The sequence below is a fragment of the Shinella sp. SUS2 genome, from assembly GCF_001262505.1.
Taxonomy (GTDB): Bacteria; Pseudomonadota; Alphaproteobacteria; order Rhizobiales; family Rhizobiaceae; genus Shinella.
Genome location: NZ_KQ410730.1, coordinates 189,269 through 214,343, shown reverse-complemented (window position 1 = coordinate 214,343; position 25,075 = coordinate 189,269). Strand labels below are relative to the sequence as shown.

The 25,075-nt window shown below is 66.3% G+C and carries 20 protein-coding genes and 1 pseudogene; 2 read left to right on the top strand and 19 right to left on the bottom strand.

Annotated features, from left to right (window positions below; genetic code table 11):
- Positions 1-10: 10 nt before the first annotated feature.
- From AKG11_RS14540 to AKG11_RS14515, 6 genes are all read right to left on the bottom strand, one after another.
- A complete protein-coding gene (locus tag AKG11_RS14540) occupies positions 11-1,006 on the bottom strand; it encodes an ABC transporter ATP-binding protein (RefSeq protein ID WP_050744428.1) in 996 nt (331 codons plus the stop codon).
- Positions 999-2,096 (bottom strand): ABC transporter ATP-binding protein, encoded by a 1,098-nt coding sequence (locus AKG11_RS14535; RefSeq protein WP_050744359.1) that lies wholly within the window; start codon positions 2,094-2,096, stop codon positions 999-1,001. The genes AKG11_RS14540 and AKG11_RS14535 overlap by 8 nt, the downstream gene beginning before the upstream one ends.
- 4 nt (positions 2,097-2,100) lie before the next feature.
- Positions 2,101-2,289 (bottom strand): hypothetical protein, encoded by a 189-nt coding sequence (locus AKG11_RS14530; protein ID WP_050744358.1) that lies wholly within the window; start codon positions 2,287-2,289, stop codon positions 2,101-2,103.
- Positions 2,286-3,227 (bottom strand): carbohydrate ABC transporter permease, encoded by a 942-nt coding sequence (locus AKG11_RS14525; protein ID WP_050744357.1) that lies wholly within the window; start codon positions 3,225-3,227, stop codon positions 2,286-2,288. The genes AKG11_RS14530 and AKG11_RS14525 overlap by 4 nt, the downstream gene beginning before the upstream one ends.
- Complete coding sequence (locus AKG11_RS14520; protein WP_050744356.1) at positions 3,224-4,171, bottom strand: carbohydrate ABC transporter permease; 948 nt, start codon at positions 4,169-4,171, stop codon at positions 3,224-3,226. Before AKG11_RS14520 ends, AKG11_RS14525 begins: the two co-directional genes overlap by 4 nt.
- Before the next feature lie 324 nt (positions 4,172-4,495).
- A complete protein-coding gene (locus tag AKG11_RS14515) occupies positions 4,496-5,830 on the bottom strand; it encodes an ABC transporter substrate-binding protein (protein ID WP_037406593.1) in 1,335 nt (444 codons plus the stop codon).
- 296 nt (positions 5,831-6,126) lie between these two features.
- On the opposite strand from AKG11_RS14515, the gene AKG11_RS14510 reads away from it, so the two are divergent.
- Positions 6,127-7,173: a LacI family DNA-binding transcriptional regulator gene (locus AKG11_RS14510; protein ID WP_050744355.1), complete on the top strand. Its 1,047-nt coding sequence runs from the start codon at positions 6,127-6,129 to the stop codon at positions 7,171-7,173.
- A 116-nt stretch (positions 7,174-7,289) separates the two neighbouring features.
- Here the strand turns inward: AKG11_RS14510 and AKG11_RS14505 are convergent, their stop codons facing one another.
- From AKG11_RS14505 to AKG11_RS14480, 6 genes are all read right to left on the bottom strand, one after another.
- Positions 7,290-9,941, bottom strand: coding sequence for a nitrate reductase (locus tag AKG11_RS14505; RefSeq protein ID WP_050744354.1), 2,652 nt, complete (start codon positions 9,939-9,941; stop codon positions 7,290-7,292).
- A gap of 175 nt (positions 9,942-10,116) precedes the next feature.
- The gene (nirD, locus tag AKG11_RS14500) at positions 10,117-10,452 is read right to left on the bottom strand and encodes a nitrite reductase small subunit NirD (RefSeq protein ID WP_245290158.1); all 336 of its coding nucleotides are present in this window, start codon (positions 10,450-10,452) and stop codon (positions 10,117-10,119) included.
- 5 nt (positions 10,453-10,457) lie between these two features.
- The gene (gene nirB, locus AKG11_RS14495) at positions 10,458-12,908 is read right to left on the bottom strand and encodes a nitrite reductase large subunit NirB (protein ID WP_050744353.1); all 2,451 of its coding nucleotides are present in this window, start codon (positions 12,906-12,908) and stop codon (positions 10,458-10,460) included.
- Positions 12,909-12,917: 9 nt separating this feature from the next.
- A complete protein-coding gene (locus AKG11_RS14490) occupies positions 12,918-14,144 on the bottom strand; it encodes an MFS transporter (RefSeq protein ID WP_050744352.1) in 1,227 nt (408 codons plus the stop codon).
- A 314-nt stretch (positions 14,145-14,458) separates the two neighbouring features.
- A complete protein-coding gene (locus AKG11_RS14485; RefSeq protein ID WP_050744351.1) occupies positions 14,459-15,670 on the bottom strand; it encodes an ABC transporter substrate-binding protein in 1,212 nt (403 codons plus the stop codon).
- Complete coding sequence (locus tag AKG11_RS14480; protein WP_050744426.1) at positions 15,667-16,281, bottom strand: ANTAR domain-containing response regulator; 615 nt, start codon at positions 16,279-16,281, stop codon at positions 15,667-15,669. The genes AKG11_RS14485 and AKG11_RS14480 overlap by 4 nt, the downstream gene beginning before the upstream one ends.
- Positions 16,282-16,636: 355 nt before the next feature.
- On the opposite strand from AKG11_RS14480, the gene AKG11_RS14475 reads away from it, so the two are divergent.
- Positions 16,637-17,449, top strand: a complete 813-nt coding sequence (locus AKG11_RS14475; RefSeq protein WP_050744350.1) for an alpha/beta fold hydrolase — start codon at positions 16,637-16,639, stop codon at positions 17,447-17,449.
- Here AKG11_RS14475 and AKG11_RS14470 read toward each other — a convergent pair.
- The 7 genes and pseudogenes from AKG11_RS14470 to AKG11_RS14445 all read right to left on the bottom strand — a co-directional run bounded on the left by AKG11_RS14470 (position 17,434) and on the right by AKG11_RS14445 (position 24,904).
- A complete protein-coding gene (locus AKG11_RS14470; RefSeq protein ID WP_050744349.1) occupies positions 17,434-18,531 on the bottom strand; it encodes a pyridoxal-phosphate-dependent aminotransferase family protein in 1,098 nt (365 codons plus the stop codon). The genes AKG11_RS14475 and AKG11_RS14470 overlap by 16 nt on opposite strands.
- Positions 18,521-19,318: an ABC transporter ATP-binding protein gene (locus AKG11_RS14465; protein ID WP_050744348.1), complete on the bottom strand. Its 798-nt coding sequence runs from the start codon at positions 19,316-19,318 to the stop codon at positions 18,521-18,523. The genes AKG11_RS14470 and AKG11_RS14465 overlap by 11 nt, the downstream gene beginning before the upstream one ends.
- Positions 19,315-20,079: an ATP-binding cassette domain-containing protein gene (locus AKG11_RS33720; RefSeq protein ID WP_245293363.1), complete on the bottom strand. Its 765-nt coding sequence runs from the start codon at positions 20,077-20,079 to the stop codon at positions 19,315-19,317. Before AKG11_RS33720 ends, AKG11_RS14465 begins: the two co-directional genes overlap by 4 nt.
- 135 nt (positions 20,080-20,214) lie before the next feature.
- Positions 20,215-21,033 (bottom strand): annotated as a pseudogene (locus tag AKG11_RS14460) (ABC transporter permease); the annotation flags it as partial.
- Entirely contained in the window at positions 21,030-22,019 is a 990-nt protein-coding gene (locus tag AKG11_RS14455) for an ABC transporter permease (RefSeq protein ID WP_050744347.1), read from the bottom strand. The gene AKG11_RS14455 and the pseudogene AKG11_RS14460, both read right to left, overlap by 4 nt.
- Before the next feature lie 253 nt (positions 22,020-22,272).
- Entirely contained in the window at positions 22,273-23,883 is a 1,611-nt protein-coding gene (locus AKG11_RS14450) for an ABC transporter substrate-binding protein (RefSeq protein ID WP_050744346.1), read from the bottom strand.
- 178 nt (positions 23,884-24,061) lie between these two features.
- Positions 24,062-24,904 (bottom strand): LysR family transcriptional regulator, encoded by an 843-nt coding sequence (locus tag AKG11_RS14445; RefSeq protein WP_050744345.1) that lies wholly within the window; start codon positions 24,902-24,904, stop codon positions 24,062-24,064.
- Between the last annotated feature and the right edge of the window lie 171 nt (positions 24,905-25,075).

The window sequence follows — 25,075 nt, the reverse complement described above, 5'->3', positions numbered from 1 at the left end:
GTTGTTCTCCCTAAGCTATACGCATGCCGGCGGCGTCGAAATAGAGCGGCCGTGACGGTTGGATTTTTATGGTCTCGCCGCCCCGGAGCGGCGTGTGGGCGTCGGTGACGGTGATGAGGTCGTGCCGCTTGAAGGAAAGGTGCAGGCGGGTCTGGTCGCCGAGATGCTCGACGCGCTTGACCAGCGCCTCCTCGCCCTCCCCTTGCGATATATGCTCCGGACGAAGGCCGATGTTCTTCGCCCCCGCCGGAGCGCCGGCGAAAAGATCGGCCGGCAGCACGTTGATGCGCGGCTGGCCGAGGCGGGTCGCGGCATAGACGCTGACGGGCTGCTCATAGACCTCGCGCGGCGAGCCGAACTGCACCAGCCTGCCCTCGTTGAGCACGCCGACATGGGTCGCCATGGTCATCGCCTCGATCTGGTCGTGGGTGACGTAGAGCAGCGTCGCGCCGGATTTCGCCTGGATGCGCTTCAATTCGATGCGCAGGTCCGCCCTAAGTTTCGCGTCGAGCGAGCTTAGCGGCTCGTCCATCAGGAAGATTTCGGGATTGCGCACCAGCGCACGGCCGATGGAGACGCGCTGCATCTCGCCGCCCGAAAGCGCCGTCGCCTTGTTTTCCAGCTTGTGGGCGATCTGCAGGACCTCTGCGACCTCCCGGACCTTCCGGTCGATCGCCGCTTTCGGCGTCTTCAGGAGCGGGGATTTCAGCGGGAATTCCAGGTTCTGGCGGACGGTGAGGTGCGGATAGAGCGAATATTGCTGAAACACCATGGCGACATTGCGCTCGGCCGGCGACAGGCCCTTCATCGGCCGGCCGTCGATAAAGACCTCGCCGCTGTCGGGCGCATCGAGGCCGGAGACCATGCGCAGCGTGGTCGTCTTGCCCGCGCCCGTCGGCCCGAGCAGCACGACGAAGGAGCCGTCCGGCACCGTCAGGGAGACATTGTCGAGCGCGACGGTGTCGCCGAAGCGTTTCGTGACGTTTTCAAGCACGATCTCAGCCATGGGCCAGCACTCCTTCATTGCCCTCTGACAGGAGGGCCTTGCCGCTTTCCGCATCGAACAGCGAGAGGGTTCGCGCGTCGAAATCGAGGCCGACCAGCTCGTCCTCGCGCACCCTATGGCCGGAGGAAATGCGCGCCTTCAGCTCGCCGTGCCCCGTCGAGAGCGTGACGATCTGCGTCGTGCCGAGATATTCGACGGCGCTGACCTGGCCGCGATAGGCCGCGTCGTCGCGCAATCTCACATGTTCCGGGCGCACGCCGAGTGTCAGGCGGCCGGCGCGGCCTTCGCGGGCGGCGGGCACGGTCATCCTGATGCCGCCGAGATCGACGCTGTCGCCGCCAATGCCGATCATGCCTTCGAACTCCAGAAAGTTCATCGAGGGCGAACCGATGAACTGGGCGACGAATTTCGTCGCCGGCCAGTCGTAGATCTGCTGCGGCTTGCCGAACTGTTCCACGACGCCGTGGTTCATCACGACGATCTTGTCGCCCATCTGCATGGCTTCGAGCTGGTCGTGCGTGACATAGACTGTTGTCGCGCCCATGCGGTCGTGCAGCGCGCGCAGTTCCTCCGCCATGTGCTCGCGGAACTCCGCATCGAGCGCGCCGAGCGGCTCGTCCATGAAGAAGGCTTTCGGCCGGCGCACGATGGCCCTGCCGAGCGCCACGCGCTGGCGGTCGCCGCCGGAGAGGCCGCCGACGGGTTTTTCGAGGATATGCTCGATCTTGAGGATGCGGGCGACCTCGGCGACGCGCGTCTTCACCTCCTCGCGCTTCATGCCCTGGCTGACGAGCGGATAGGAGATGTTTTTGCGCACGTTCATGTGCGGGTAGAGTGCGAACATCTGGAAGACGAAGGCGATGTCGCGCTGGCTGGCCGGCTTCATGCCGACCTCCTCGCCGTCGATGAAGATTTCGCCCGAGGTCGGCAGTTCGAGGCCGGCCATCATGCGCAGCGTCGTGGTCTTGCCGCAGCCGGAGGGGCCGAGCAGCATGAAGAACTCGCCGTCCTCGATGGTGAAGGAGGAGGAGCGCACGGCGGTGAAGGCGCCGAACTCCTTGCGCACGTTCTGGATCCTGATTTGCGCCATCGGCCTACTCCGGGAAATGGCTGACGATGATGAACATCACCGTGCCCAGCAGGGTTATGACGAAGGACCAGGAATAGAGCGCGAGCGCGAAGGGCTGCATGAGCATGACGACGCCCGCGGCGATCAGCACCGAGGCCAGCATTTCCCAGGCGCTGCGCCGAAAATGCAGGAGGCCGTTGAAAAATCGTGTCATTTGCGGACTGCTCCGAAGGTGATGCCGCGCAGCAGATGTTTGCGCAGAAGGATGGTGAACACCATGACCGGCACGAGGAAGAGTGTGGCGCCGGCGGCGACGGCGGGCCAATCCTGGCCGCTGACGCCGATGATGGTGGGAATGAAGGGCGGGGCCGTCTGGGCGTTGCCAGATGTCAACAGCACGGCGAAGGCGTATTCGTTCCAGGCGAAGATCAGGCAGAAGATCGCGGTCGAAGCGATGCCCGTCGCCGCCTGCGGCAGCACGACCTTGTAGAAGGCCTGGAAGCGGGTGTAGCCGTCGATCAGCGCCGCCTCCTCGTATTCGACGGGGATCTCGTCGATGAAACCCTTCAGCAGCCAGACGGAAAGCGACAGGTTGACCGCCGTATAGAGCAGGATCATGCCGGCATGGGTGTCGCTGAGGCCGAGCGAGCGGAACATCAGGAAGATCGGGATGGCGACGGCGATCGGCGGCATCATGCGCGTCGAGAGGATGAAGAAGAGAAGATCGTCCTTTAGCGGCACCTTGAAGCGCGAGAAGGCATAGGCCGCCGCCGTGCCGAGTACGATGCACAATACCGTCGAGCCGAAGCCGATGATGACGGAATTGGTGAAGCGTTCGGCAAACCGCGAGGGACCGGAAATGACGAGCCCGTCCTTGCGCACCAGCTTGTCATACCAGGTGGTGGGCTCGCCGAGCGCCTGCAACTGTTCGGGCGACAAGCGGGTGCGGGTGGTGAAGACGTTGACATAGCCTTCCACCGTCGGCGTGAAGAAGGTTTTCGGCGGATAGGCGATGGCGTCGGACGGGGTCTTGAAGCTGGTGCCGATGATCCAGACCAAGGGCAGGATGGTGATCAGCGCATAGCCGACGACCAGGATGCCCGCGACCCATTTCTGCCGCCGCGACGGCTCGGTGACGGAATAGCTGCTCATCGTTGTTTCACCTTGTTGAGCGCTTTGACATAGATCGAGGCGAGGCCGAAGACCGTGACGAAGAGGATGACGGCATAGGCCGAGGCGTAGCCGGTGCGCCACTTCTCGAAGGCCTCGCGCTTGAGGTTGATCGAGGTGAGCTCGGTGATCGAGCCCGGGCCGCCGCCGGTCAGTTGCACGACGAGGTCGAACATCTTGAAGTTCTCGATGCCGCGGAAGAGCACGGCGAGCATCAGGAAGGGCAGGACGAGCGGGATGGTGATCGTCCAGAACTGCCGCCACTTGCTGGCGCGGTCGCATTCGGCGGCCTCATAGATGCTGCCGGGAATGGAGCGCAGGCCCGCAAGGCAGATCAGCATGACGAAGGGCGTCCACATCCAGGTATCGACGATGATGATCGCCCAGGGCGCCAGTTTGACGTCGCCGATCATCGAGAAGCTGGAGGGGTCCGCGCCGGTGAGGAAGCCGACCGCGTAATTGAACAGGCCGATCTGCGGCTGGTACAAAAAGGTCCAGAAATTGCCGACCACGGCCGGGCTCAGCATCATCGGCAGCACGATGATCGTCGTCCAGAGGTCGTTGCCGCGGAACTTCTTGTTGATGAGATAGGCGAGCGCGAAACCGATCAGCACCTGCAAGACGATGGTCCAGATCAGGAAATGCGCCGTCGCCTGCATGGTCAGCCAGATGTCGCGGTCCGACAGGATGTTCAGGTAGTTCTTCAGGCCGACGAACTCGACCTCGGCATTCGGCCGGTTGACGCGGAAATTGGTGAAACTCAGCCGGATGGTCCAGATGAGCGGGAAGATGTTGACCGCCAGCAGGAGCACGATCGACGGGGCGACGAAGAGCCAGGCGAGCGCGCGGTCGGACAGGCCGTGCATGCGTCTGGCGATGGAATGCGGCGTCGCCTCGGCGACCCGGTCCACGGAGGATTTCAGCATGGGTATTCCCCTAATATTTTTCGACTGAGCGGCGACAGAGCCGGGGGAACATTCCCGGCTCCGGCCGCGCCGTGGCCCGCTGGGAGGCGCGGGTACAGGGCGGAGTATGAAGGCGATCGGCGGTGACGCAATACGGTGCCGCTCTCCCTTCTCCCCCGCGGGGAGAAGGTGGCCCGAAGGGTCGGATGGGGGGGGCGCCGACGGATCACTCCGATTTTTGACGCCGTCGATCTCCCCTCATCCGCCTGCCGGCACCTTCCCCCCGCCGGGGAGAAGGGGATGGGGCAGCGTTTCCATCCCTAGGCGAGCGACCACCCGATGGCGTCAGTACTTGCCTTCGTCGTCAAACACCTGCGTCCAGTCCTTGACCAGACCATCGAGCGCATCCTTGGACGAACCCTGGCCGGCGACGACATAGTCGTGGAAGCGTTTCTGCGCCGCCTGGAGCAGCGAGGCATAGGCCGGCTCCGCCCAGAAATCCTGCACGATCGCCATGGAATCGAGGAAGGTCTGCGCATAGGGCTGGCTGGTGGCGAACTTCGGGTCCTCGACCACCTTCAAGAGCGCCGAGTAACCGCCCATCTCCCACCATTTCTGCTGGATGTCCGGCTGTGCGAACCACTTGATATAGGCGAGCGCATCCTCCTGCTTTTCCGAGGAGGAGACGACCGAGATGCCCTGGCCGCCGAGCTGGGCATAGGCGACACCGTCAGGCCCGGCCGGGTTCGGGAAATAACCCGACTTTTCGCCGCCGACATTGGCGTCGGCATGGATGCCCGGCCAGGTGAAGGCGAAGTTCATGTGCAGCGCGACCTGGCCCGACTTGTAGGCGTCGATATCCTCCGACATGTAGGCGTCGGAATGACCGGGCGGCGTGCAGCAATCGTAGAGTTCCTTGTAGAACTCCAGCCCCTTCACCGCCTCGGCGGAGTTGACGTAGCCCTCCAGCTCATAGGGCTTTTCCGGGTTTTCGTATTTGAAGCCGAAGCTATAGAGCACATCCATGACGCCCATGGTGATGCCCTCGGAGCCGCGCTCCGTATAGATCGCCGCGCCATAGACGGTCTTGCCGTCGATCTCGCGCTTCTGGAAGAACTGCGCGATGTCCTTCAATTCGCCGAACGTTTTCGGCACGGCCAGTTCGCGGCCGTATTTCTCCTTGAACTCGGCCTGCAATTCCGGACGGGCGAACCAGTCCTTGCGGTAGCTCCAGCCGACGACGTCGCCGAAGGCCGGCAGCGCCCAGTAGTTCGGCGAATTCTTCGGCCATTCGGCATAGCCGACGACGGTCGCCGGGATGAAGTCGCTCATCTTGATCCCTTCCTTGTCGAAGAAATCGTTGAGCTTGACATATTGGCCGTTCTCCGCGGCGCCGCCGATCCACTGGCTGTCGCCGATCATGAGATCGCAGAGCTTGCCGCCGGAATTCAGTTCGTTGAGCATGCGGTCGGCAAAATTCGGCCACGGCACGAACTCGAATTTCATGGTGACGCCGCTCTTGGCCTCGAAATCCTTGCTGAGTTCGACGAGCGCGTTCGCCGGATCCCAGGCGGCCCAGCACAGCGTCAAGTCCTTGGCGCTCGCCTGACCGGTCGTTGCGACGCCGGCGGCCAGAAGCGCACCGAAAGCGGCCAATGTTTTTACGTTGCGAAATTTCATGGCGGGACCCTCCTCCCTCGCCTCCCGAGCCATCGGAAGGCTGAAAACGCCCGTTGCGGGCACATGACGCGGAATGACTTCCCGGCGGGCCTGTCTCCTCCGCGCCGCCTCTGCGGCACGCATTTTCCTCCTGCAAGCCGCGTCAGGAGTCATATTGAGGTGCGCACCTCAATGCAAGTGATTTTTGAGGTGCGCACTTCAATTCTTGCTTTTCGCTTGGCTTTGTTAGAGAAATCGCATCAGGGATTACGCCGTCGTGCCCGGCATCGCGCCGGCATCATGAAAGAGAGCGGAGAATGCGGCCAACCGCAAAAGACCTGGCAGAAGCCGCAGGCGTCAGCCTCGCGACCGTCGACCGCGTCCTCAACGAGCGCCCGAATGTCAGTCCCAAGGCGGCAAAGCGGGTGGCCGAGGCGATCGAGCGCATCGGTTTCGTCCGCAATCCCGCGGCCGTCGCGCTGGCGCGCAACAAGACCTATCGCTTCCGCTTCGTGCTGCCGACCTCCGGCGACCAGTACCTGACGGAACTCATCGCCCGCGTCGGCGAGGCCAAGGAGGCGCTGCGCGCCGATTCGATCGAGGTCGAGGCCGTGCGGATCCCGATGAGCGACCCGCACCATGTCGCCAAATATCTGACGGCTATCGACCACGATGCGGTGGACGGCGTGGCGGTGATGGCGCCGGAATCGCCGCAGGTGCGCGACGCGCTGGTGCGGCTCGTCGAGCGCGACGTCAAGGTCGTGCAGTTCCTCTCCGGTCAGGAGCGGCTGGAAAGCGCCGATTATGTCGGCATCGACAATTTTGCGGCGGGCGCCACGGCGGGCAAGATCGCCGGCCGCTTCATCGGCGCGCGGCCGGGAAAGATCATGGTCGTTGCCGAAACCATGATGGCGCTCGACAGCATCCAGCGCCGCCTCGGCTTCGACAGCATCATCAACGCGCAGTTTCCGCACCTGCAAAGCCTGCCGTCGCTGGAAACCTATGCCGACGAAAAACGCGCCGACCTCATCATCCAGCGCACCCTGCAGCACAATCCCGATACCATCGCCGTCTACGTGCTGAGTTCGGAAGCCCGCGTGCCGCTGACTGCCGTCTGGAACGCGCAAGGCGCCCGCCCCCTCACCGTCGTCGCGCACGAACACACGCCGTTCAGCGAACAGGCGCTGCTCGACGAGCGCATCGACGCCGTGATCGCCCAGGACCCCGGCCATGCCGTGCGCAGCGCACTGCGCATCATGCGCGCCCGCGCCGATCACCGCGAACTCTTGGCCTCGCAGGAGCGCATCCGCATCGAGGTCCTGCTGAAGGAGAACCTTCAGTTGCAGACGGCGGCGGGGTTCTGACGGGGCACATGGGGCAGGACGATGCCGCCTTCCCTTCTCCCCCGCGGGGAGAAGGTGAGCGTGGCGACGCTTGCATTTCACAAGCTGCCGCCTTGCCGCTGCTAAGCCTTCCAGCGCTACTCCGCCGCCGCGGCAAGGCATCTGTCGATGATGCCGCGGATTTCGCCGCGGCAGGAGCCGCAGTTCGTGCCGGCATTCAGCGCCGTGCCGACTGCCTCGACGCTGTGGCACCCTCCGCGCACTGCAGCCACGATCTGGTTGACGCCGACGCCGAAACAGGCGCAGACGGTGGCGCCGGGATCCGGCTTGTCCGCCCCCGGCCGTCCCGCGACGAGGGCGAAGCGCTTGCGCAGGTTCGTGTGTTCGGCGGAGAGTTCTGCGATCGCCCAGTTGCGCGCCACCGCCACCGGCTCCTTTGCCAGGAAGAAGGCGGCCAGCAGGCGTGGCCCGTCGAAGAAGGCGAGCCGGATTTCGCCGGTCTGCCGGTCGGCGTAACCGATCGGCTCGATGCCGTCTGTTATGGCAAAGCTGCGGTGACACCATTCGGCCCAGTCGTGTACGGGGTTGTCGAAGGCAAGCTCCAGCCGCCAGCCGCCCTCGGCCCTGGCCAGCGCCCAATAGGCGGCATCGATCCCTTCGGGTTTCGCCCGCGACACGGCAAAGCCATACAGCGCCGCCTTGAACGGGCGGGCGGCGACGGCGACGTTTTTAGAGGCCGGCTGGCCTGAAACTTTATCCGTCACCGGCGGTACGAGGGCGTCGATACGGGCTTTCGCCGCATACTGGTCGTTCCAGTGCATCGGCGCAAAAAGGCTGCCGCGCGCCTGGCGATCGGTGACGAGGGCGCGCACCACCGCCCTGCCCAACGGGCTTTCGATCTCGACGAGGCCGGCCGGCACGACGCCGATCTCCAGCGCATCGCGCGGATGGAGTTCGGCAAAGGGCTCGGCGATATGGGCGCAGAGGCGGGCGCTTTTGCCGGTGCGCGTCATGGTGTGCCACTGGTCGCGGATGCGGCCGGTGTTGAGCGTGAAGGGATAGGCGGCGTCCGTGCGGTCCGCGGCGACGGGTGCGACCGCGATGAAGCGGGCCTTGCCGTCCGGGTGATAGAAGCCGCCAGCGGCAAAGAAGCGGGTTTCCGCTGGCCCGCTTCCGAGGGGCTGCGGCCATTGGAAGGGGACAAGCGCCTCATAGGCCGCCCCCTCGATGCCGGCATGGGCGCCGATGTCGAAATCACGGCTGCCGTGGTTCTCGAAGGCGGAGAGCGCGGCATGCTCGGCGAAGATCGCGGCCGGCGTTTCGTAAGCGAAAGCTTTCGCAAAGCCCATGCGCCGGGCGATTTCGGCGAGTTGCCACCAGTCCGCCCGCGCCGCGCCGGGCGCGGCCATGAAATCGCGCTGGCGGGAGATGCGGCGTTCGGAATTGGTGACCGTGCCGGTCTTCTCGCCCCAGCCGAGCGAGGGCAGCAGCACATGGGCGTGGCGCGCCGTGTCCGTCTCGCGCAGGATGTCGGAGACGACGACGAAGGGACAGGTTTTTAGCGCCGCCGCAACGGCGTCGGCGTCCGGCATCGAGACGACGGGGTTCGTCGCCATGATCCACAGCGCCTTGATGCGCCCCGCCGCCACCGCCTTGAAGAGATCGACCGCCTTCAGCCCCGGCTTGTCGGCGATGCGGGGCGCCTGCCAGAAGCGCCGCACCCGGTCGCGATGACAGGCGCTCTCGATCGCCATATGGGCGGCGAGCATGTTGGCGAGCCCGCCGACTTCGCGTCCGCCCATGGCGTTCGGCTGGCCGGTCAGCGAAAACGGTCCCATGCCCGGCCGGCCGATCCGGCCGGTGGCGAGGTGGCAATTGAGGATGGCGTTGACCTTGTCGGTGCCCGACGAGGACTGGTTGACGCCCTGGCTGTAGCAGGTCACCACCTTTTCGGTCGCCGTGAACAGCCGGTAGAATTCGCGAAGCTGCATGGCCGGCAGGCCGGTTCTCTCCAGCACGTCGTTGAAGGAAAGGGCCGCGGCGAAGGTTTCGGCAAAGCCTGTCGTATGCGCCGCGACGAAATTCTGGTCCACCGCGCCGTTCTGCACGAGATGGGAGAACAGGCCGGCGAAGAGCGCCACATCCGTATCCGGCCGGATGGCAAGATGCAGGTCGGCGATATCGGCCGTCATGGTGCGGCGCGGATCGATGACCACCACCTTGAGGCCCGGCCGCTTCGCCTTTGCCGCCGCCAGCCGCTGGTAGAGCACCGGATGGCACCAGGCAAGGTTCGAGCCCGTCAGGATGACGAGGTCGGCCAGTTCCAGATCCTCGTAGGTTCCCGGCACGGTATCCGAGCCGAAAGCGCGGCGATGGCCGGCGACGGAGGAGGACATGCAGAGCCGCGAATTGGTGTCGATATTGGCCGAGCCGATAAAACCCTTCATCAGCTTGTTGGCGACGTAGTAGTCTTCCGTCAGCAACTGGCCGGAGACGTAGAAGGCGACGGAATCGGGGCCGTGCTCGGCGATGGCCGCGGTGAATTTCTCGGCGACGCGGTCGAGTGCTTCATCCCATGTCGATGGCCGGCCGCCGATTTCGGGATGGAGGAGGCGGCCGTCGAGGTTGATCGTTTCGGCGAGCGCCGAACCTTTCGAGCAGAGCCGGCCGTGGTTCGCGGGATGGTCGGGATCGCCCTTGACGGAGACGGCGCCGTCGTCGGCCACCGTTGCAATGACCCCGCAGCCGACGCCGCAATAGGGGCAGGTGGTCTTTGTTTCAACGGGCATGGGCGGCTCCTACCGGGAGCGACGCACGCCCCTCATCCCCCTGCCGGGACCTTCTCCCCGCAAGCGGGGAGAAGAAGGGTGTGGCAATGCCGGTGCTCCAGCAGCCTTCTCCCCGTCTCGACGGGGAGAAGGTGGCGGCAGCCGGATGAGGGGCGAGACTGGCTCCTGTCATCGCCTACTCCGCCGCCGCCATCAGCCGTTCGAGCGCGATGAACAGCGCCCCACCCTCGTTGCGCAGCGGAATGGTCCTGACGGCCCCCTCGTCCGCGCCGAGTGCCCTGCCGGTCTCCAGCGAGATCACCCAGTTGTGCAGCGGGCAGGTGACGGCTTTCGCATGCACGATGCCCTGCGAGAGCGGGCCGCCCTTGTGCGGGCAGTGGTCGTCGATGGCGAAAACCTCGTTTTCCGCCGTGCGGAACACGGCGATCTTGCCTTCGGGCGTCTTCACGCAGCGCGCGCCGCGCAGGGGGATGTCGGCGATGTTGCCGATGGGAAACCAGCGCATGTCCATATTCCTCATTCCGCGGCCTCGCCGTAGCCGATGGTCGCCATCGGCCTGAACTCGTGTTTGTCCTTGCCGGAGACCCGCTCCGACCACGGATCGACCTGGGCGAATTTCTGCGAGAAGACGAAGCGCTCGTAAAAAGCCTTGCGCTTGTCGGCATCGCCGAGGATCTGGCGGCGGATCTCGTCGAGGCCGATGCGCTTGGCCCATTTGTAGATGCGTTCCAGATAACGCGCCTGCTCGCGGTACATCTGCGTCAGCGCCACGATATGCTCCAGCGCCTCGTCCTCGGTCTTCACGAGGCCCAGAACCTCCGTGCCCTTGATGTCGAGGCCCGCCGCCCCGGCGAAATGGATCTCGAAGCCGCTGTCGACGCAGATGACGCCGATATCCTTGCAGGTCGCCTCGGCGCAGTTGCGCGGACAGCCGGACACGGCGAGCTTCAGCTTGGCCGGCGTCCAGGAGCCCCACATGAACTTTTCGATGCGGATGCCGAGCCCGGTGGAATCCTGCGTGCCGAAGCGGCACCAGTCGGAACCGACGCAGGTTTTGACGGTGCGCAGGCCCTTGGCATAGGCCTGGCCGGAGATGAAGCCGGCCTTGCCGAGATCGGCCCAGACCGCGGGCAGGTCCTCCTTCTCGATGCCGAGCAGGTCGATGCGCTGGCCGCCCGTCACCTTCACCAGGGGGATCTCGAACTTGTCGACGACATCGGCGATGGCGCGCAACTCGCCGGCATTGGTGACGCCGCCCCACATGCGCGGCACGACCGAATAGGTGCCGTCCTTCTGGATGTTGGCGTGCACGCGCTCGTTGATGAAGCGCGACTGGTAGTCGTCGGCATATTCGTCCGGAAAATCGCAGACGAGGTAATAGTTGAGCGCCGGGCGGCATTTGGCGCAGCCGCAGGAGGTCTTCCATTCCAGTTCCTGCAGCACGGCGGGAATGGTCTTCAGCCCCTTCGCCTTGATCAGGCGGCGCACGTCGTCATGGCCGAGATCGGTGCAGCCGCACATCGGCTGAACGGCGGCGGGGTTGTAGCTGTCGCCGAGCGTCAGCGTCATCAACTGCTCGACGAGGCCGGTGCAGGAACCGCAGGAGGCTGACGCCTTGGTGTGGGCGCGCACCTCGTCGAGCGCGGTCAGGCCCTTTTCGGTGATGGTCGAGACGATTTTGCCCTTGCAGACGCCGTTGCAGCCGCAGATTTCCGCATCATCCGGCAAGGCTGCAACGGCCGCCATAGGGTCCAGCGGAGCACCCCCCTGGTAAGCCTGGCCGAAGATCAGCGTCTCGCGCATCTCGGAAATGTCGGTCTGCTTCTTCTTGAGGTCGTTGAACCAGGCGCCGTCGGCGGTCTCGCCATAAAGCACCGTGCCGATGATGCGGTTGTCCTTCAGCACCAGCCGCTTGTAGACGCCGGCCGAGGCGTCGCGCAGCACGATTTCCTCCCGGTCGTCGCCGTCGGCGAAATCGCCGAGCGAGAAAAGCTCGATGCCTGTCACCTTCAATTTGGTCGGCGTATCGGAATGTACGAAGGCGGCCGCGTGCTCGCCGGCCAGATGCGCGGCGGCGACACGGGCCATCTCGTAGAGCGGGGCGACGAGGCCATAGACCATGCCGCCCACCTCCGCGCATTCGCCGAGCGCGAAAATGCTGCCGTCGGAGGTCTGCATGCCGTGATCGACGACGATGCCGCGGTTGACGGCAAGGCCGGCCTCCTTGGCGAGGCCGACGCTGGGGCGGATGCCGACGGCCATGACGACGAGCGTTGCGGGAATGATGCGGCCGTCGTCCAGTTCGATGCCCTCGACCTTGCCGTTGCCGACGATGGCCCTGGTGTTCGCCTTGCAGAGGATCTTGATGCCGCGCCCTTCCAGCTCCCTTTGCAGGAGATAGCCGGCGGCGGGGTCGAGCTGGCGGTCCATCAGCGTGGGCATGACGTGGAGCACCGTCACATCCATGCCGCGGCCGGCAAGGCCCGCGGCGGCTTCGAGGCCGAGCAGGCCGCCGCCGATGACCACGGCCTTTTCGCGCGACTGGGCGGCGAGCAGCATGGCCTGCACATCGTCGAGGTCGCGATAGGTGATGACGCCGCGCATGTCGTGACCCGGCACCGGCAGGATGAAGGGCACGGAGCCGGTGGCGATGACGAGCTTGTCGTAGCGTTCGGTGACGCCGTGATCGGAGGTGACGGTTTTTGCGGCGCGGTCGATGGCGATGATGCGGTGGCCCTTGTAGAGCGTGATGCCGTGTTTGATGTACCAGCCGTCGCCGTGGATGATGATCTCTTCGTAGTCCTTCTCGCCCGAAAGCACCGGCGAGAGCATGATGCGATCGTAGTTCACCCGCGGCTCGGCGTTGAAGATGGTGACCTCATAGCGGCCGGGGGCCTTTTCGAGGAGGTGCTCCAGCATGCGCCCGGGGGCCATGCCGTTGCCGACGATGACGAGTTTCTCGGTCATGGGATTTCCTTACGCGGCAACGGGGGAGACGGAGGGGCGCTCCATCTGGCGGATGGAGAGGTGCATCCAGACAAGCGAGACGGCGACGACGGCGAAGAGCAGCAGGAAACAGCTCGACCACAGGCCGGTCGCGTCCTTCAGCAGGCCGAAGGCGATGGGCAGCACGAAGCCGCCGAGCCCGCCGACCATGCCGACCACCCCGCCGACCGCGCCGACATTGTTGGGGTAATAGGCCGGGATGTGCTTGTAGACCGCAGCCTTGCCGAGGCTCATGACGAAGCCGAGCACGAAGACGGTGACGATGAAGACCGCGGGCGTGACGCCGGACGGCAGCGCGAGGATAAGCGTCGCGACCGCGGAAACGCCGAACATCCAGTACATGACGGCGCGGGCGCCCTTGCGATCGGACAGCATGCCGCCGAGCGCGCGAAAAATGCTGCCGGGGATGGAATAGGCGGCGGCGACCATGCCGGCGGTGGCGATATCGAAGCCGTAGACGCCGACGAGGTAGCGCGGCAGCCAGAGCGCCAGCGCCACGAAGCCGCCGAAGGCGAAGAAATAATAGAGCGAGAAGCGCCAGACCTGCGCCTTCTTCAGGGGGGCGAATTCCTGCATGAGGCTGCGCTTCGGCGCCGTGCCGGCGCGGCGGCTGCGGAAGGCCGGATCGTCGCTGGTGGTGAACCAGAACAGGCAGGCGGTGAGGATCAGCGCCGCCGCCCAGATTTCCGCCACCATCTGCCAGCCGGCGGCGACGAGCACGAAGGGCGCGACGAATTTGGTCAGCGCCGCGCCGACATTGCCGGCACCGAAGATGCCGAGCACCGTGCCCTGCTTTTCCGCCGGAAAGAACGGCGAAACATAGGCGACACCGACCGCAAAGGACCCGCCGGCAAGGCCGACGCCGAGGCCGGCAAGCAGCATCTGCGGGAAGGTGGTGGCATGCGAGAGCAGCAGCGTGGAAAATGCCGCGGCCAGCATGGTCAGCGTATAGACGAGGCGGCCGCCGAAGCGGGGCGTCCAGACGCCGAGCAGGATACGCACCAGCGAGCCGGTGAGGATGGGCGTGCCGACGAGCAGGCCGAACTCTGCTTCCGTGAGCCCGAGGTCTTCCTTGATGCGAATGCCGATGATGGCAAAGATCGTCCAGACGGCGAAACAGATGGTGAAGGCGAAGGTGGACATCCACAAGGCGATGGCGGGTTCGCGTGGGGACAGGGGTTGCTGGGGCTTGGACATAGCTTCTCCGGGGCCCGACAAGGTCGTGCCGCTCCATCTTGGGGGTTGAAAAACAAAAAGCCGCTGGTCAGGTCTTTCCCGCGCGGCACGGAGGGAGGCCGTGTGCGCAAAAAACCCGATCAGCGGCTTTGCTGGTGGCGCCCGTCGTTGGACGCCGATATCGTGGCCCGAGGGCCTACGGAGAGAAAAGCAATCGGCGTGCCAGTTCGGCAAGCCGTTGATTTACAAGCATCTCCGCGGCAGCAGCGTGACGGCGCGCATGTGCCGTCGGCACGAGCGGCGTTAAATTTTGTGCAGTGCGCATAAAATAGGCGCTAGCGCGATTGCGCTGCGATATAGACATCGACCGCGTCGGGATCGAAGCGGCCACCATCGAAGAAGCCGTCCGGGCCGAGCGTCAGCGCGCCGGAGGAGCCGACGGGCGTCTCCGTGGTAAGCGCGCCCTCGACCTTGGCGCTTGCCGAGGGCATGGCGATGCCGAGCGCCTTCAGCGCGGTGCGGTAGACATCCGGGCGATAGGTCTCGGCGGCGATCTCACGGTTCGCCTCCGTATGCGCCACCTGCCGCCAGCGGACCATCTGGGTGTAGAACCACAGCGCATGGCTCTTCCACGGGAAGGTCGCGGCCTTGGCGTGCGGCACGAAGAAATCGCCGACCGGGCGCACCACGCCGCCACCGACCGGCATTGCACCGCTGAGCGCCGGCAGCAGCAGGTCCGCCGCGCGCCCGACATAGGTGGGCAGCGCCAGCAGCCGGGCGAGTTCCGCGTGGTTGCGCGCATCACCGCACCAGAGCGAGGCGTGGTGCAGCGCGACGAGCAGCGCGGCCAGCGCCTCCGGGTTCGCCTCGCCCCAGCGCGCGTTGACGCCGAGCACCTTTTCCGGGCTGGATTTCCAGATCGCCGCCTTGACGGTGGCGAGATGCGCGCCGCGTTTCAAAACCCCAAACGTGTTCCACGGTTCGCCGGCGCAATAGCCGTCGATCAGGCCCTCGGCGAGCGCATCACCCATGTCCGGCGGCGGCAGGACGAGGATTTCGATGTCGCGGTCCGGATCGACGCCGCTCGCCGCCAGCCAGTAGCGCAGTTCGTAATTGTGCCCGGAATAGGGATGCACGACGCCGAAGCGCAGCGGCTCGCCCCCGCGCCCGTCGATCACTTTCCGGAGCGCCGCGCCGTTCCGGTGCGCGTCGAGATCGTCCGTCGCGCCGGCCCCGGCCATCGCCTGCCAGAGCGCGGCGGAAACGGTGACGGCGTTGCCGCCGAGGCCGAGCGCCATCGGCACGATCATTTTCGGCGCCGGGGCGGAGAGGCCCAGATTGCAGGCGATCGGCATGGGGCCGAGAATATGGGCGACGTCGAACTGGCGGACGGCGAGGCGGTCGCGGATGCTCGCCCAGGAGCGCTCGCGCACCAGCGTCAGGTCGATCGACTGCGCTTCGGCAAAACCCTTTTCCCGGGCGGTGATGAGCAGCGCACTGTCGAGCAGCGGCACGAAGCCGGCGGTGATGGCGTGGCGCATCGTCACTCCTTTGCTCCAGGATCGGGCGCTCCCGGATCGAGCAGGCTCGCCGCCGTGACGAGGCTTTGCGCGATCTCGGCGATCTTGCGGTTCTGGTTCATCGCCGTGCGGCGCAGCAGCGCATAGGCCGCCTCCTCGGAAAGCCCGCGCGAGCGCATCAGGAGCCCCTTGGCGCGGTCGATCACCTTGCGGTTCTCCAGTTCGCTGCGCGTCTCCTCCAGTTCGCGGTTGAGGCGGGAGAAGGCGTTAAAGCGGCTGATCGCCATCTTGAGGATCGGCCGCACGCGCTTCTGCTTCAGCCCGTCGACGATATAGGCCGAGACGCCCGCCTCCACCGCCGCCTCGATGGAGGCCTCGTCGGACTTATCGACGAACATGGCGATGGGCCGCTGCACGGCGCGGGTGAGCTGGAAAATGCTCTCCAGCATGTCGCGATTGGGGTTTTCCAGGTCGATGACGATGACGTCGGGGTTGAGGTCGGCGATGCGGCGGGCGAGGCCCTGCATCTCCTCGACCACGGTGACGGCATAGCCGGCATCGCGCAGCCCCTCCTCGATGATGGCGGCGCGAATGCGGTTCTCGTCGATGACCAGTACGTTCAGTGCGCCCGGTTTCATATCCCACCGTGTCAGCGTCAGGGTCTTCGGCAGATGCCTCCGAATGGCCGGGAAAATCAAGCTGCGCTGCGGGCAAAAAAAATGGGCCAGCGGAAACCGCGGCCCATGAAGTGTGAAGGTCATAAAACCTCCAGAGGGGAACAGCTGATGCAGCGGCACTGGGAGGAAAACCGCTGTGTGCATCAACTGAGGGCACTATGCGGCTTTTTTGACCAAATGGGAAACATTTATTGTGCAATGCAGCTATGCAAATGCTGCGTTGCTTCTTGCGACGGCACGGTCTGCCCGATTTTTACGCAGGCTTGTCGGGAGGCGCCAGGCTCGGCCGTCTTCCAGAAAAGCCAGGGAGAAGCCCATGCAGGTGAACGACGACGATCTGAAAATTTTCGAGGCGGAGGGCGCGTCGCCGCTTCCGGCAGGTGGCCGGCAGGGTTTTGTCGCGCGCGACGGCGCGCGAATCTGGTTCAGCATGCATGGCGCCGGCCCGGCGGTGGTCCTGCTGCATGGCGGGCTCGGCCATGCCGGCAACTGGGGCCATCAGGTACCTGCGCTGATGGCGGCGGGCCGCACGGTACTCGTCGTCGACAGTCGCGGGCATGGCCGCAGCACGCGCGAGGCCAGGCCGTTCGGCTATGTCCGCATGGCAGAGGACGTGCTTGCGGTCATGGATCATCTCGGTCTTCAAACGGCGGGCCTCGTCGGCTGGAGCGACGGCGCCGTAACAGCGCTCATCCTTGCCGACCGGCATCCCGAACGGGTCGAGGGCGTGTTCTTCTTCGCCTGCAACATGGACCCGGGCGGCACGCGCGATCTGGAATCGGCGCCGGTGCTGGACCGTTGCTTTAATCGCCACCGTCTCGACTATGCGGCCCTGTCGGCGACGCCCGATGATTTCGACGGCTTCGTAGCTGATGTCTCGCGCATGATGCAGAGCGAGCCGGACTACAGCGCCGCGCAGCTCGCCGCCATCCGGGTGCCGGTCGCCATCGTCATCGGCGAAAGGGACGAATTCATCCGGCAGGAACACGCCGCCTATCTGGCCCGCACCATTCCCGGTGCCACGCTTAGGGTGCTGCCCAGCGTCAGCCATTTCGCCCCGTTGCAGCGGCCGGACCTCTTCAATCGCACAGTGCTCGATTTCCTCGACCGGCTTCAGTCCGCGCCGTAATGGGCGGCGACCGCCGCGGCGGCGGCCGCGAGATCCGCCGGAGCGCCGCATTTCTGAAGGGCGATGCCATAGGCGAGTACATTGCCGAGCACGATATCGAAGCGCGCACGGCGGCCGGTATGGTTGAGCCGTACCAGCCGCCCGGCGCCCGGGCCGATGCCGGCGGAAAGCTCCATGTCGAGCGGCGCGGCGGCGGCAAGGAACAGGTCGGGATCAACAGTCTCTGGCAGCGCCGCGGTGGTGACGAGATGGGACGCCCGGCCCGGGTCCGCCCAGGGACGGGCGCCGAATGCCAGGAGGCCGTCACGCGTCGCGGCTGCCGCCCGGGCATGGCGGGCGAGCACGGCGTCGGCCCCTTCGGCCTCGAAGCGGTCGAGCGCGGCCTCGAGGGCGAAGAACTCCAGCGGTGCCGCCGTACCGGGCAGTGCACCGCGCCCGCTGTCGAGCCAGTCCCCGCGATCGAGCAGGGAGAGCGTCGAGTTCCGTACTCCGCCCTCCGCGGAAATCAGCGCCCAGGCAGCCCGGCTCACTGACAGTGCGCAGACCCCGGCCGGCCCGGCCAGCGATTTCTGCGGGCCGATCACGGCAATATCGATGCCAAGCGCGTCGACATCGAGCGCATGCCCGGCCACCGAGGCGACGGCGTCGACGATCGTCACGATGCCGCGTGCGCGGGCGGTGGCGGCGATCTCCGCCAGCGGGTTGAGTACGCCGTTCGCCGATTCGGCATGGCAGAGGATGACGGCCTTCACTTCGGGATGGGTGTGGAAGGCCGCCTTCACGCTCTCGACGTCGATGGGTCGGGCGGCTTCGGCCGAAAGCGTGACGACCTCCGCCCCGCCGCGCCGCAGCCAGTCACCGAACCAGGCGCCGAAGGGGCTGGTGACGATGTTGAGCGCCGTCAGCCCCGGCCGCGCGATGCTGCTCGCCACCGCCTCCAGCGCCACGACGGCCTCCGTCTGGAAGAGCAGGATGTCGTTGCGGGTCTTCAGGATGCGGGCGATCCGGTCGGCGAGCGGTCCGAGGCGGCCGGCCGGGAAATCGGGCACATCGTTGAGGGCGTTCCAGCGGTCAGCGGCCATCGGGGCTTTCCTTGCTTTCCGGGGGGAGGAGGCGCGGCACGGCGCGGATGAGGGCGCGGGCGGCGGGCGATTGCGGGTCGGCGATGACGCGGCCCGCCGGCCCGCATTCGACGATGCGTCCGGCCTCCATCACGGCGATGCGATGGGAGAGCGCGCGCAGCACGGCCAGGTCGTGCGAGACGAAGAGATAAGCGATGCCGCGTTCTTCCTGCAACGTGGCGAGCAGCATCAGGATACGTTCGCGCACCGAGACGTCGAGCGCCGAGACCGCCTCGTCAAGCACGATCAACGCCGGGCGTGTGGCGATGGCGCGGGCGATGGCGACGCGCTGGCGCTGGCCGCCGGAGAGGTCGCGGACCGCGCGGCCGGCATAGGCGGCGGGCACGCCGACCCGTTCGAGCAGGGCGGCGATCTCGCGCGGCCGCTCGGCCTTCGGCACCACGGCGTGGATGCGCAGGGGATCGTCGAGCGCGGCGGCCACGGTGGCGCGCGGATTGAAGGCGCCGGCGACGTCCTGGAACACCATCTGCATGCGGGCGCGGCGGTGGCGCAGGTCCGCGCCCGACAGGCCGAGCCAGTCCTCGCCGGCAAAGCGCACGCTGCCGCCATCGGCCGGCAAGAGCCGGGTGAGGATGCGCGCCAGCGTGGACTTGCCGCTGCCGGAGGCGCCGGCAAGGCCGAGGGTTTCCCCTGCGGCAAGGCTGAGCGAGACATCGTTCATCGCCGCCACGGTTCGGCCGCCGTAGGAAAAGCGCTTGCTGAGATTGTCCGCGACGAGGAGGCTCATGCGCCGATCTCCCCGACCAGCGGCGTGGAGGCGAGATCGCGGTGGCTGGCGACCAGCTGCTTCGTATAGGTCGCGTGCGGGGCGGCAAGTACGGCGGCCGCGGGACCGGTTTCGACGAGCCCCCCGTCCTTGAAGATCGCCACCCGATCGGCAAAGCCGGCGGCCAGCGCGATGTCGTGGGTGATGAAGACGAGTGTCATGCCCGCCGCGCGCACCAGTTCGTCGAGCAGCGCGACGATCTCCGCCTGCACCACCATGTCGAGCGCGCTGGTCGGCTCGTCGGCAATGAGCAGCCCCGGGCGGGCGGCGAGTGCGGCGGCGATCGCCACGCGCTGGCGCTGGCCGCCCGAGAGCTGGTGCGGATAGGCGTCGAGCAGCTTTTTCGGCTCGGGAAGATGCACCCGCTCCAGCATGTCGAGCGCGCGGGCGCGCGCCTCGGGCCAGGAAAGGCCGAGATGCCGGCGGGCGCCTTCGGCCACCTGTTCGCCGATCGTCAGCACCGGGTTGAGGCTGGCGGAGGGGTCCTGCAGCACGTAACCGAGATCGCGGCCGGCACGCGGCGCGGCGCTTCCCGTCCAGTGCACCCTGCCCTCCATCTCGGCCCCGTCGGGCAGGAGCCCGGCCAGCGCCCGCGCAAAGGTGCTCTTGCCCGAGCCGCTCTCGCCGATGATCGCCAGCCGCTCGCCGACGCGGATCGGAAGGTCGAGATCCCTCAGCGCCGGCGTCTCCTGGCCGCGATAGGTGACGGAGAGGTTTTTCACCCGGCAGAGCACGCCCTCCTCTCCCTGTTCGGCAGGAGGATTGTCGCCAGCGCTGTCATCCCTCTCTGCCCTGCCGGGCAAAGAGGAGGATTTGCCGCGGCTTCGACGCTTCTTTCCTTCATTGACGTTTGCTCTCCCCTCCCCCGCAAGCGCATTGGTCAGCCCCTCGCTGAACAGGTAGACGCCGATCACCGTCGCGACCAAAGCGAGGCCGGGAAAGATCGACAGGAAGGGCGCGGAGCGCAGGACGTTGCGCCCCTCGGCGATCATCGAGCCCCAGGTGACGACATTCGGATCGCCGAGGCCGAGGAAGGAGAGCGCCGCCTCCGTCAGGATGGCGGCGGCGACGATGGTGGCCGAGAGCGCCAGCACCGGCGGCAGCACAATGGGCAGGATCTCGCGCAGGGCGATCTCCACCGGGTGCATGCCGGCAACACGCGCGGCGGCGACATAGTCCCGCTCGCGCGCGGACAGCACCTCGGCACGGGTGAGCCGCGCAGGATCCGCCCAGGCGCCGAGCGCGATGGCCAGCACCACGACCGGCACTGAAGGCCCGACAACGCTGACGAAGGCGAGCGCCAGAAGGAAGCTCGGCACGATCTGGAAGGCATCGACCACGCGCATCAGCGCCTCGTCTGCAATCCCCCCGGCAAAGCCCGCTGCAAGCCCCACCGAAAGGCCGATTGCCAGCGCCGCGAGCGCCGCCGCAAGGCCGACGAAGAGCGAGGTGCGCGCGCCGTGCACGATGCCGGCCAGCACGTCGCGGCCGAGCCGGTCGGTGCCGAGCGGAAAGGCGGGATCGGTGAAGGGCACGGTCAGCGCCCGGCCGGCGATCTTCAGCGGATCGCCGGGGAAGAGAACGGGCGCCAGCAGCGCGAGAAGCGCAAGCACGGCGAGGAGCACAAGGCCGGTCGCGGCTTCAGGCTGGCGCAGGACGGTGCGGACGAGGATCATGCGCCGCGCTCCGCGGCGCCGACACGCGGATCGAGCGCGGCATAGACGATGTCGACGAGGAGATTGACGAGGATGACCAGCACGGCGCTCGTGACGATGATGCCGCAGAGCAGCGCCGCGTCGCGCCCACTTACGGCCTCCTGCGCCAGGCGCCCGAAACCGGGAATGGCGAAGATGCTCTCGATGACGACGCTGCCGCCGAGCATGGCGGCGGCCTGCAGGCCAAGCATGGTGACGAGCGGCAGGAGCGCATTGCGCGCCACATGGCGCAGGACGATGCGAAGGCGCGAAAGCCCCTTGGCCCGGGCGAAGAGCACGAAATCCAGCCGCCAGATGCCGGCCATGCCGGCGCGCATGACGCGCAGGAACAGGGCGGTGTAGAGGAGCGCCAGCGTGCCGACGGGCAGGGCGAGATGGGCCGCGATGTCGGCGGCGCGGGAAAGGCCCGTGCGGCCGGAGGCGATCGTCTCGATGCCCGAGGTCGGCAGCCAGCGCAGCTGCACGGCAAAGACGATGGCGAGCACTAGGCCGAGCCAGAAGCCCGGTATGGCATAGACGACCAGCGAGACGGTGGAAAGCAGCCGGTCGCGCAGGTTGCCCGGCCGCGCGCCGGCGAGAATGCCGAGCGTCGAGCCGAAGGCGAAGGCGAGTGCGGTGGCGCTTCCCATCAAAAGCAGCGTGTTCGGCAGGCGCTCGACGATCAGCCCGAGAACCGGCCGGTCGAAGGTGACGGACCAGCCGAGATCGAACCGGGCGAGCGAGGAGAGATAGAGCCACAGCCGGGCCGGCATGGACTGGTCGAGCCCATAGGTCTGCCGCAGCGACTGCGCAATCGCGGCATCCCCGCCGCCGATGGAAAGCAGGTAGGCATCGACCGCATCCCCCGCCGCGGTCTCCAGCAGCAGAAAGGTCATGACGATGACGATCATCAGCACCGGAATGCTGCTGAGAGCGCGGCGTGCGGTGAGGCGGAGGGCACGGGTCATGGGGTGCGCCGGGTGGGGGGCGTGGTGCGGGAACCACTCCCCTCTGCCCTGCCGGGCATCTCCCCCACAGGGAGGGAGACCGAATGGAGCGCCGTCTCGCCCATCTTCCACGCTGCGGTTTGAGCGAGGCTCTTGCTTCTTGCTGATCTCTGCCCTTGTGCGGGAGATGCCCGGCAGGGCAGAGGGGGGGGCTGGTATCCTATGCGATTGCCATTTATCCCGAGAAGGTGAGAGCTGTTCACGGCAACGCCCGTCACGCCTTGAGCGCGGTATCGGCCCAGTTCGACACCGCCCAGCGCGGATTGCTGGCGACGTTGAGCACGCTGTCGCGCGCCACCGTGATGAAGCCCCATTCGGCGACGTTGATCAGCGGCAGGTCGGCGGCGACCAGCTTCTGGAACTGGCGGTAGAGGTCGGTGCGGGCTGTCGTGTCGATCGTCTCCGCCGCCTTTGCGATGACGGCGTCGAGCTCGGTGTTGGCATAACCGCCCTGGTTGGAGAAGCCGACGCCGGCCGGAATGCCCGACTGCACGAGAATGGTCGTGGAGATCGCCGGATCGCCGCGGAAGACCGGTGGGGCGACGGCAAGGTCGAAATCGTGGTCGGTATAGATGGCTTTCTGGTGGGCGGCCGAATCCGCGTTCACCAGCTCCGCATCGATGCCGATTTCGGCGAGTGCCTGGCGGAGATAGTCGCCGAACTGTCGCGTCTCGTTGAAATAGGGCGCCGGGCGCAGCTTCAGCGTGAAGCGCGTGCCGGTTTCGCCCTTCGCATAGCCAGCCGCGTCGAGCAGGGCATTGGCCTTCGCGATGTCGAAGGCATAGGCTGGCACGTCGGCTTCGTAAAATTGCGGCGCGTTCTTCGGCACCGGGCCGGTCGAGGCTTCGGCATAGCCGAGAAAGATCGTGTCGACGACGAACTTTTTGTCGATGGCGTGGGCGATCGCCTGGCGCACCCTGAGGTCGGCGAGTTCCTTGCGGCGGTGGTTGATCTCCACGACGAGCTGGTAGGTCAGCGCCTCGTAGCCCTTCGTGACGACCGCAAGGCCCGGCACCTTGGAAATGCGGTCGAGATCGGCGAGCGGAACGGCGGAGAAGGCGGCAAGCTGGATTTCCTCCGCCTCCAGCGCCGCACCGGCTCCGGCGCGGTCCGGCAGCACGCGGAAGATGATCTCGTCGAGCTTCGGCTGGTCCTTGTCCCAATAGGCCTCGTTCCGTGTCAGGCGGTAATATTCGCCCGGCTTGTATTCGGCGAAGCGGAAGGGGCCGGTGCCGACGAGCCGGGTGTTCGCCGGATTTGTCGCGATATCCGTGCCCTCGTAGAGATGTTTCGGGATGACGCTGCTGACGACCGGCAGGGCATTGCGGATGAGCTGCAGCGGTGTGGGCTTGGAAAAGCGGAAGATGGCAGTGGCGGCGTCCGGCGTTTCGACGGCCTCGAGATGGGCGAAGACGATGCGGCCGAGATTCTGCAGCGGTTTCCAGACCTCCAGGGCCGAAAAGGCGACATCGGCTGATGTGAAGGGTTTGCCGTCGTGCCAAGTCACACCCTCGCGCAGGCGGAAGGTGACCGAAAGGCCGTCTTCCGACCCCTCCCAGCCCGTCGCAAGGCGGGGCGACAGCCCGTCCTCACCCGCAAAGGCGGCTTCCGCCAGCGGCTCGACGACCTTGCTGGCGACGAAGAACACGCCGTTGGAGGCGACGATCGCGGGGTTGAGGTTCTTCGGTTCGGAATCGGCCGCCACCACCAGCCGGCCGCCGGCAGGCGCACTTTCGGCACGTGCGATGGCCGGCAGCGCCGTCGAGGCGAGAAGGACGGCCCCGGCCTGCAAGAACGAGCGCCGGGTGGGATTCGCGATCAGCATCTTTGTCTCCTGCGGTCAGCGTTTGCTGCCGATATTGGCGGCGATTCGCCGGTTAACATAGGCAGGAAATTCTCCTCTTGCCGCCGGCAACAACAAAATCTTGTCCGGGTGACATTCCGTTACCGCATGCCTGTTGCGGGCGGCGGAAAATCGCGTTGCAGCGCCGTCTCCCGTAACGTCAGGGAGAGACCTGCCGCAGGCCGCGCAGGGCCTCCTGCACATCCTGCCGGGCCTCGGCCGTTTCCGGATAGACGGCATAGGCCGGATAGGGGAATTCGGGGGCATCTTCCACCCGCTCAAGGTCGCCCGCTGCCAGATGGGGCGCGACGGTTCCCTTGCGGAAATAGCCCATGCCGCCCGTGCGCAGAATATAGTGGAGGGCGAGCGGACCGAAATCCACCTTCAGCGCCGGTTCGGCAAACCCCGCCGGCCCGAAGCCGCCCTGCCCGGCAAATTGCGGCCCCCAGTCGACATGCACATAGTCCGGCAGACCGCTCTCTCCCGAGCTGGCAACCCTGCGCACCAGCACGAGCCGTTCCTCCTCCATCAGCTCGACCTTGAAGCCCGGCATCAGCTTCGGCGCGTAGAGCACGGCGACATCGAGCACGCCGGTGCGCAGCTGCTCGAGCAGCTGGTCGGGTATGCCGACGGCGGCATGGATGGCGATGGCAGGGCAATTGCCCTTCATCCAGACCAGCCAGTCGAGCATCAGCGGGTTCCACAGGCTCATCTCGCCGCCCACCGCCACGACCGAGGTTCGACCCGGTGGCACGGTGAGCTGCTGGCGTGCCCGCTCCCAGACCTGGACGAAGGATTGCGCGAAACGCTCGAATTCGCGGCCGGCAGCGGTCAATGCGGCTCCGTTGCGCGTGCGCACGAAAAGCTTGCGCCCCAGCGCCTCCTCCAGCGTGCGGATGCGCGCACTCACCGTCGTCTGGGTGATGTGCAGCCGCTCGGAAGCCTTCAGGAAGCTGCCGGTATGGACGATCTCGAGGAAGGTGCGCGCCCGGTCGATATCCATGGAATCCCTCGTTGAGTGCAATTATTTTGCCTTCATACAGGATTTGATGCGACTTGCCTTCCGTCTTCCCGGCGGTCGAACCTTCCGGCCGCAGGACCCGGCACACCATCGTGTCGACGTGCATGACGCCCGCGTGAGCGCTCTTTGCACAGCCGTGCGAAAACCTGTGAG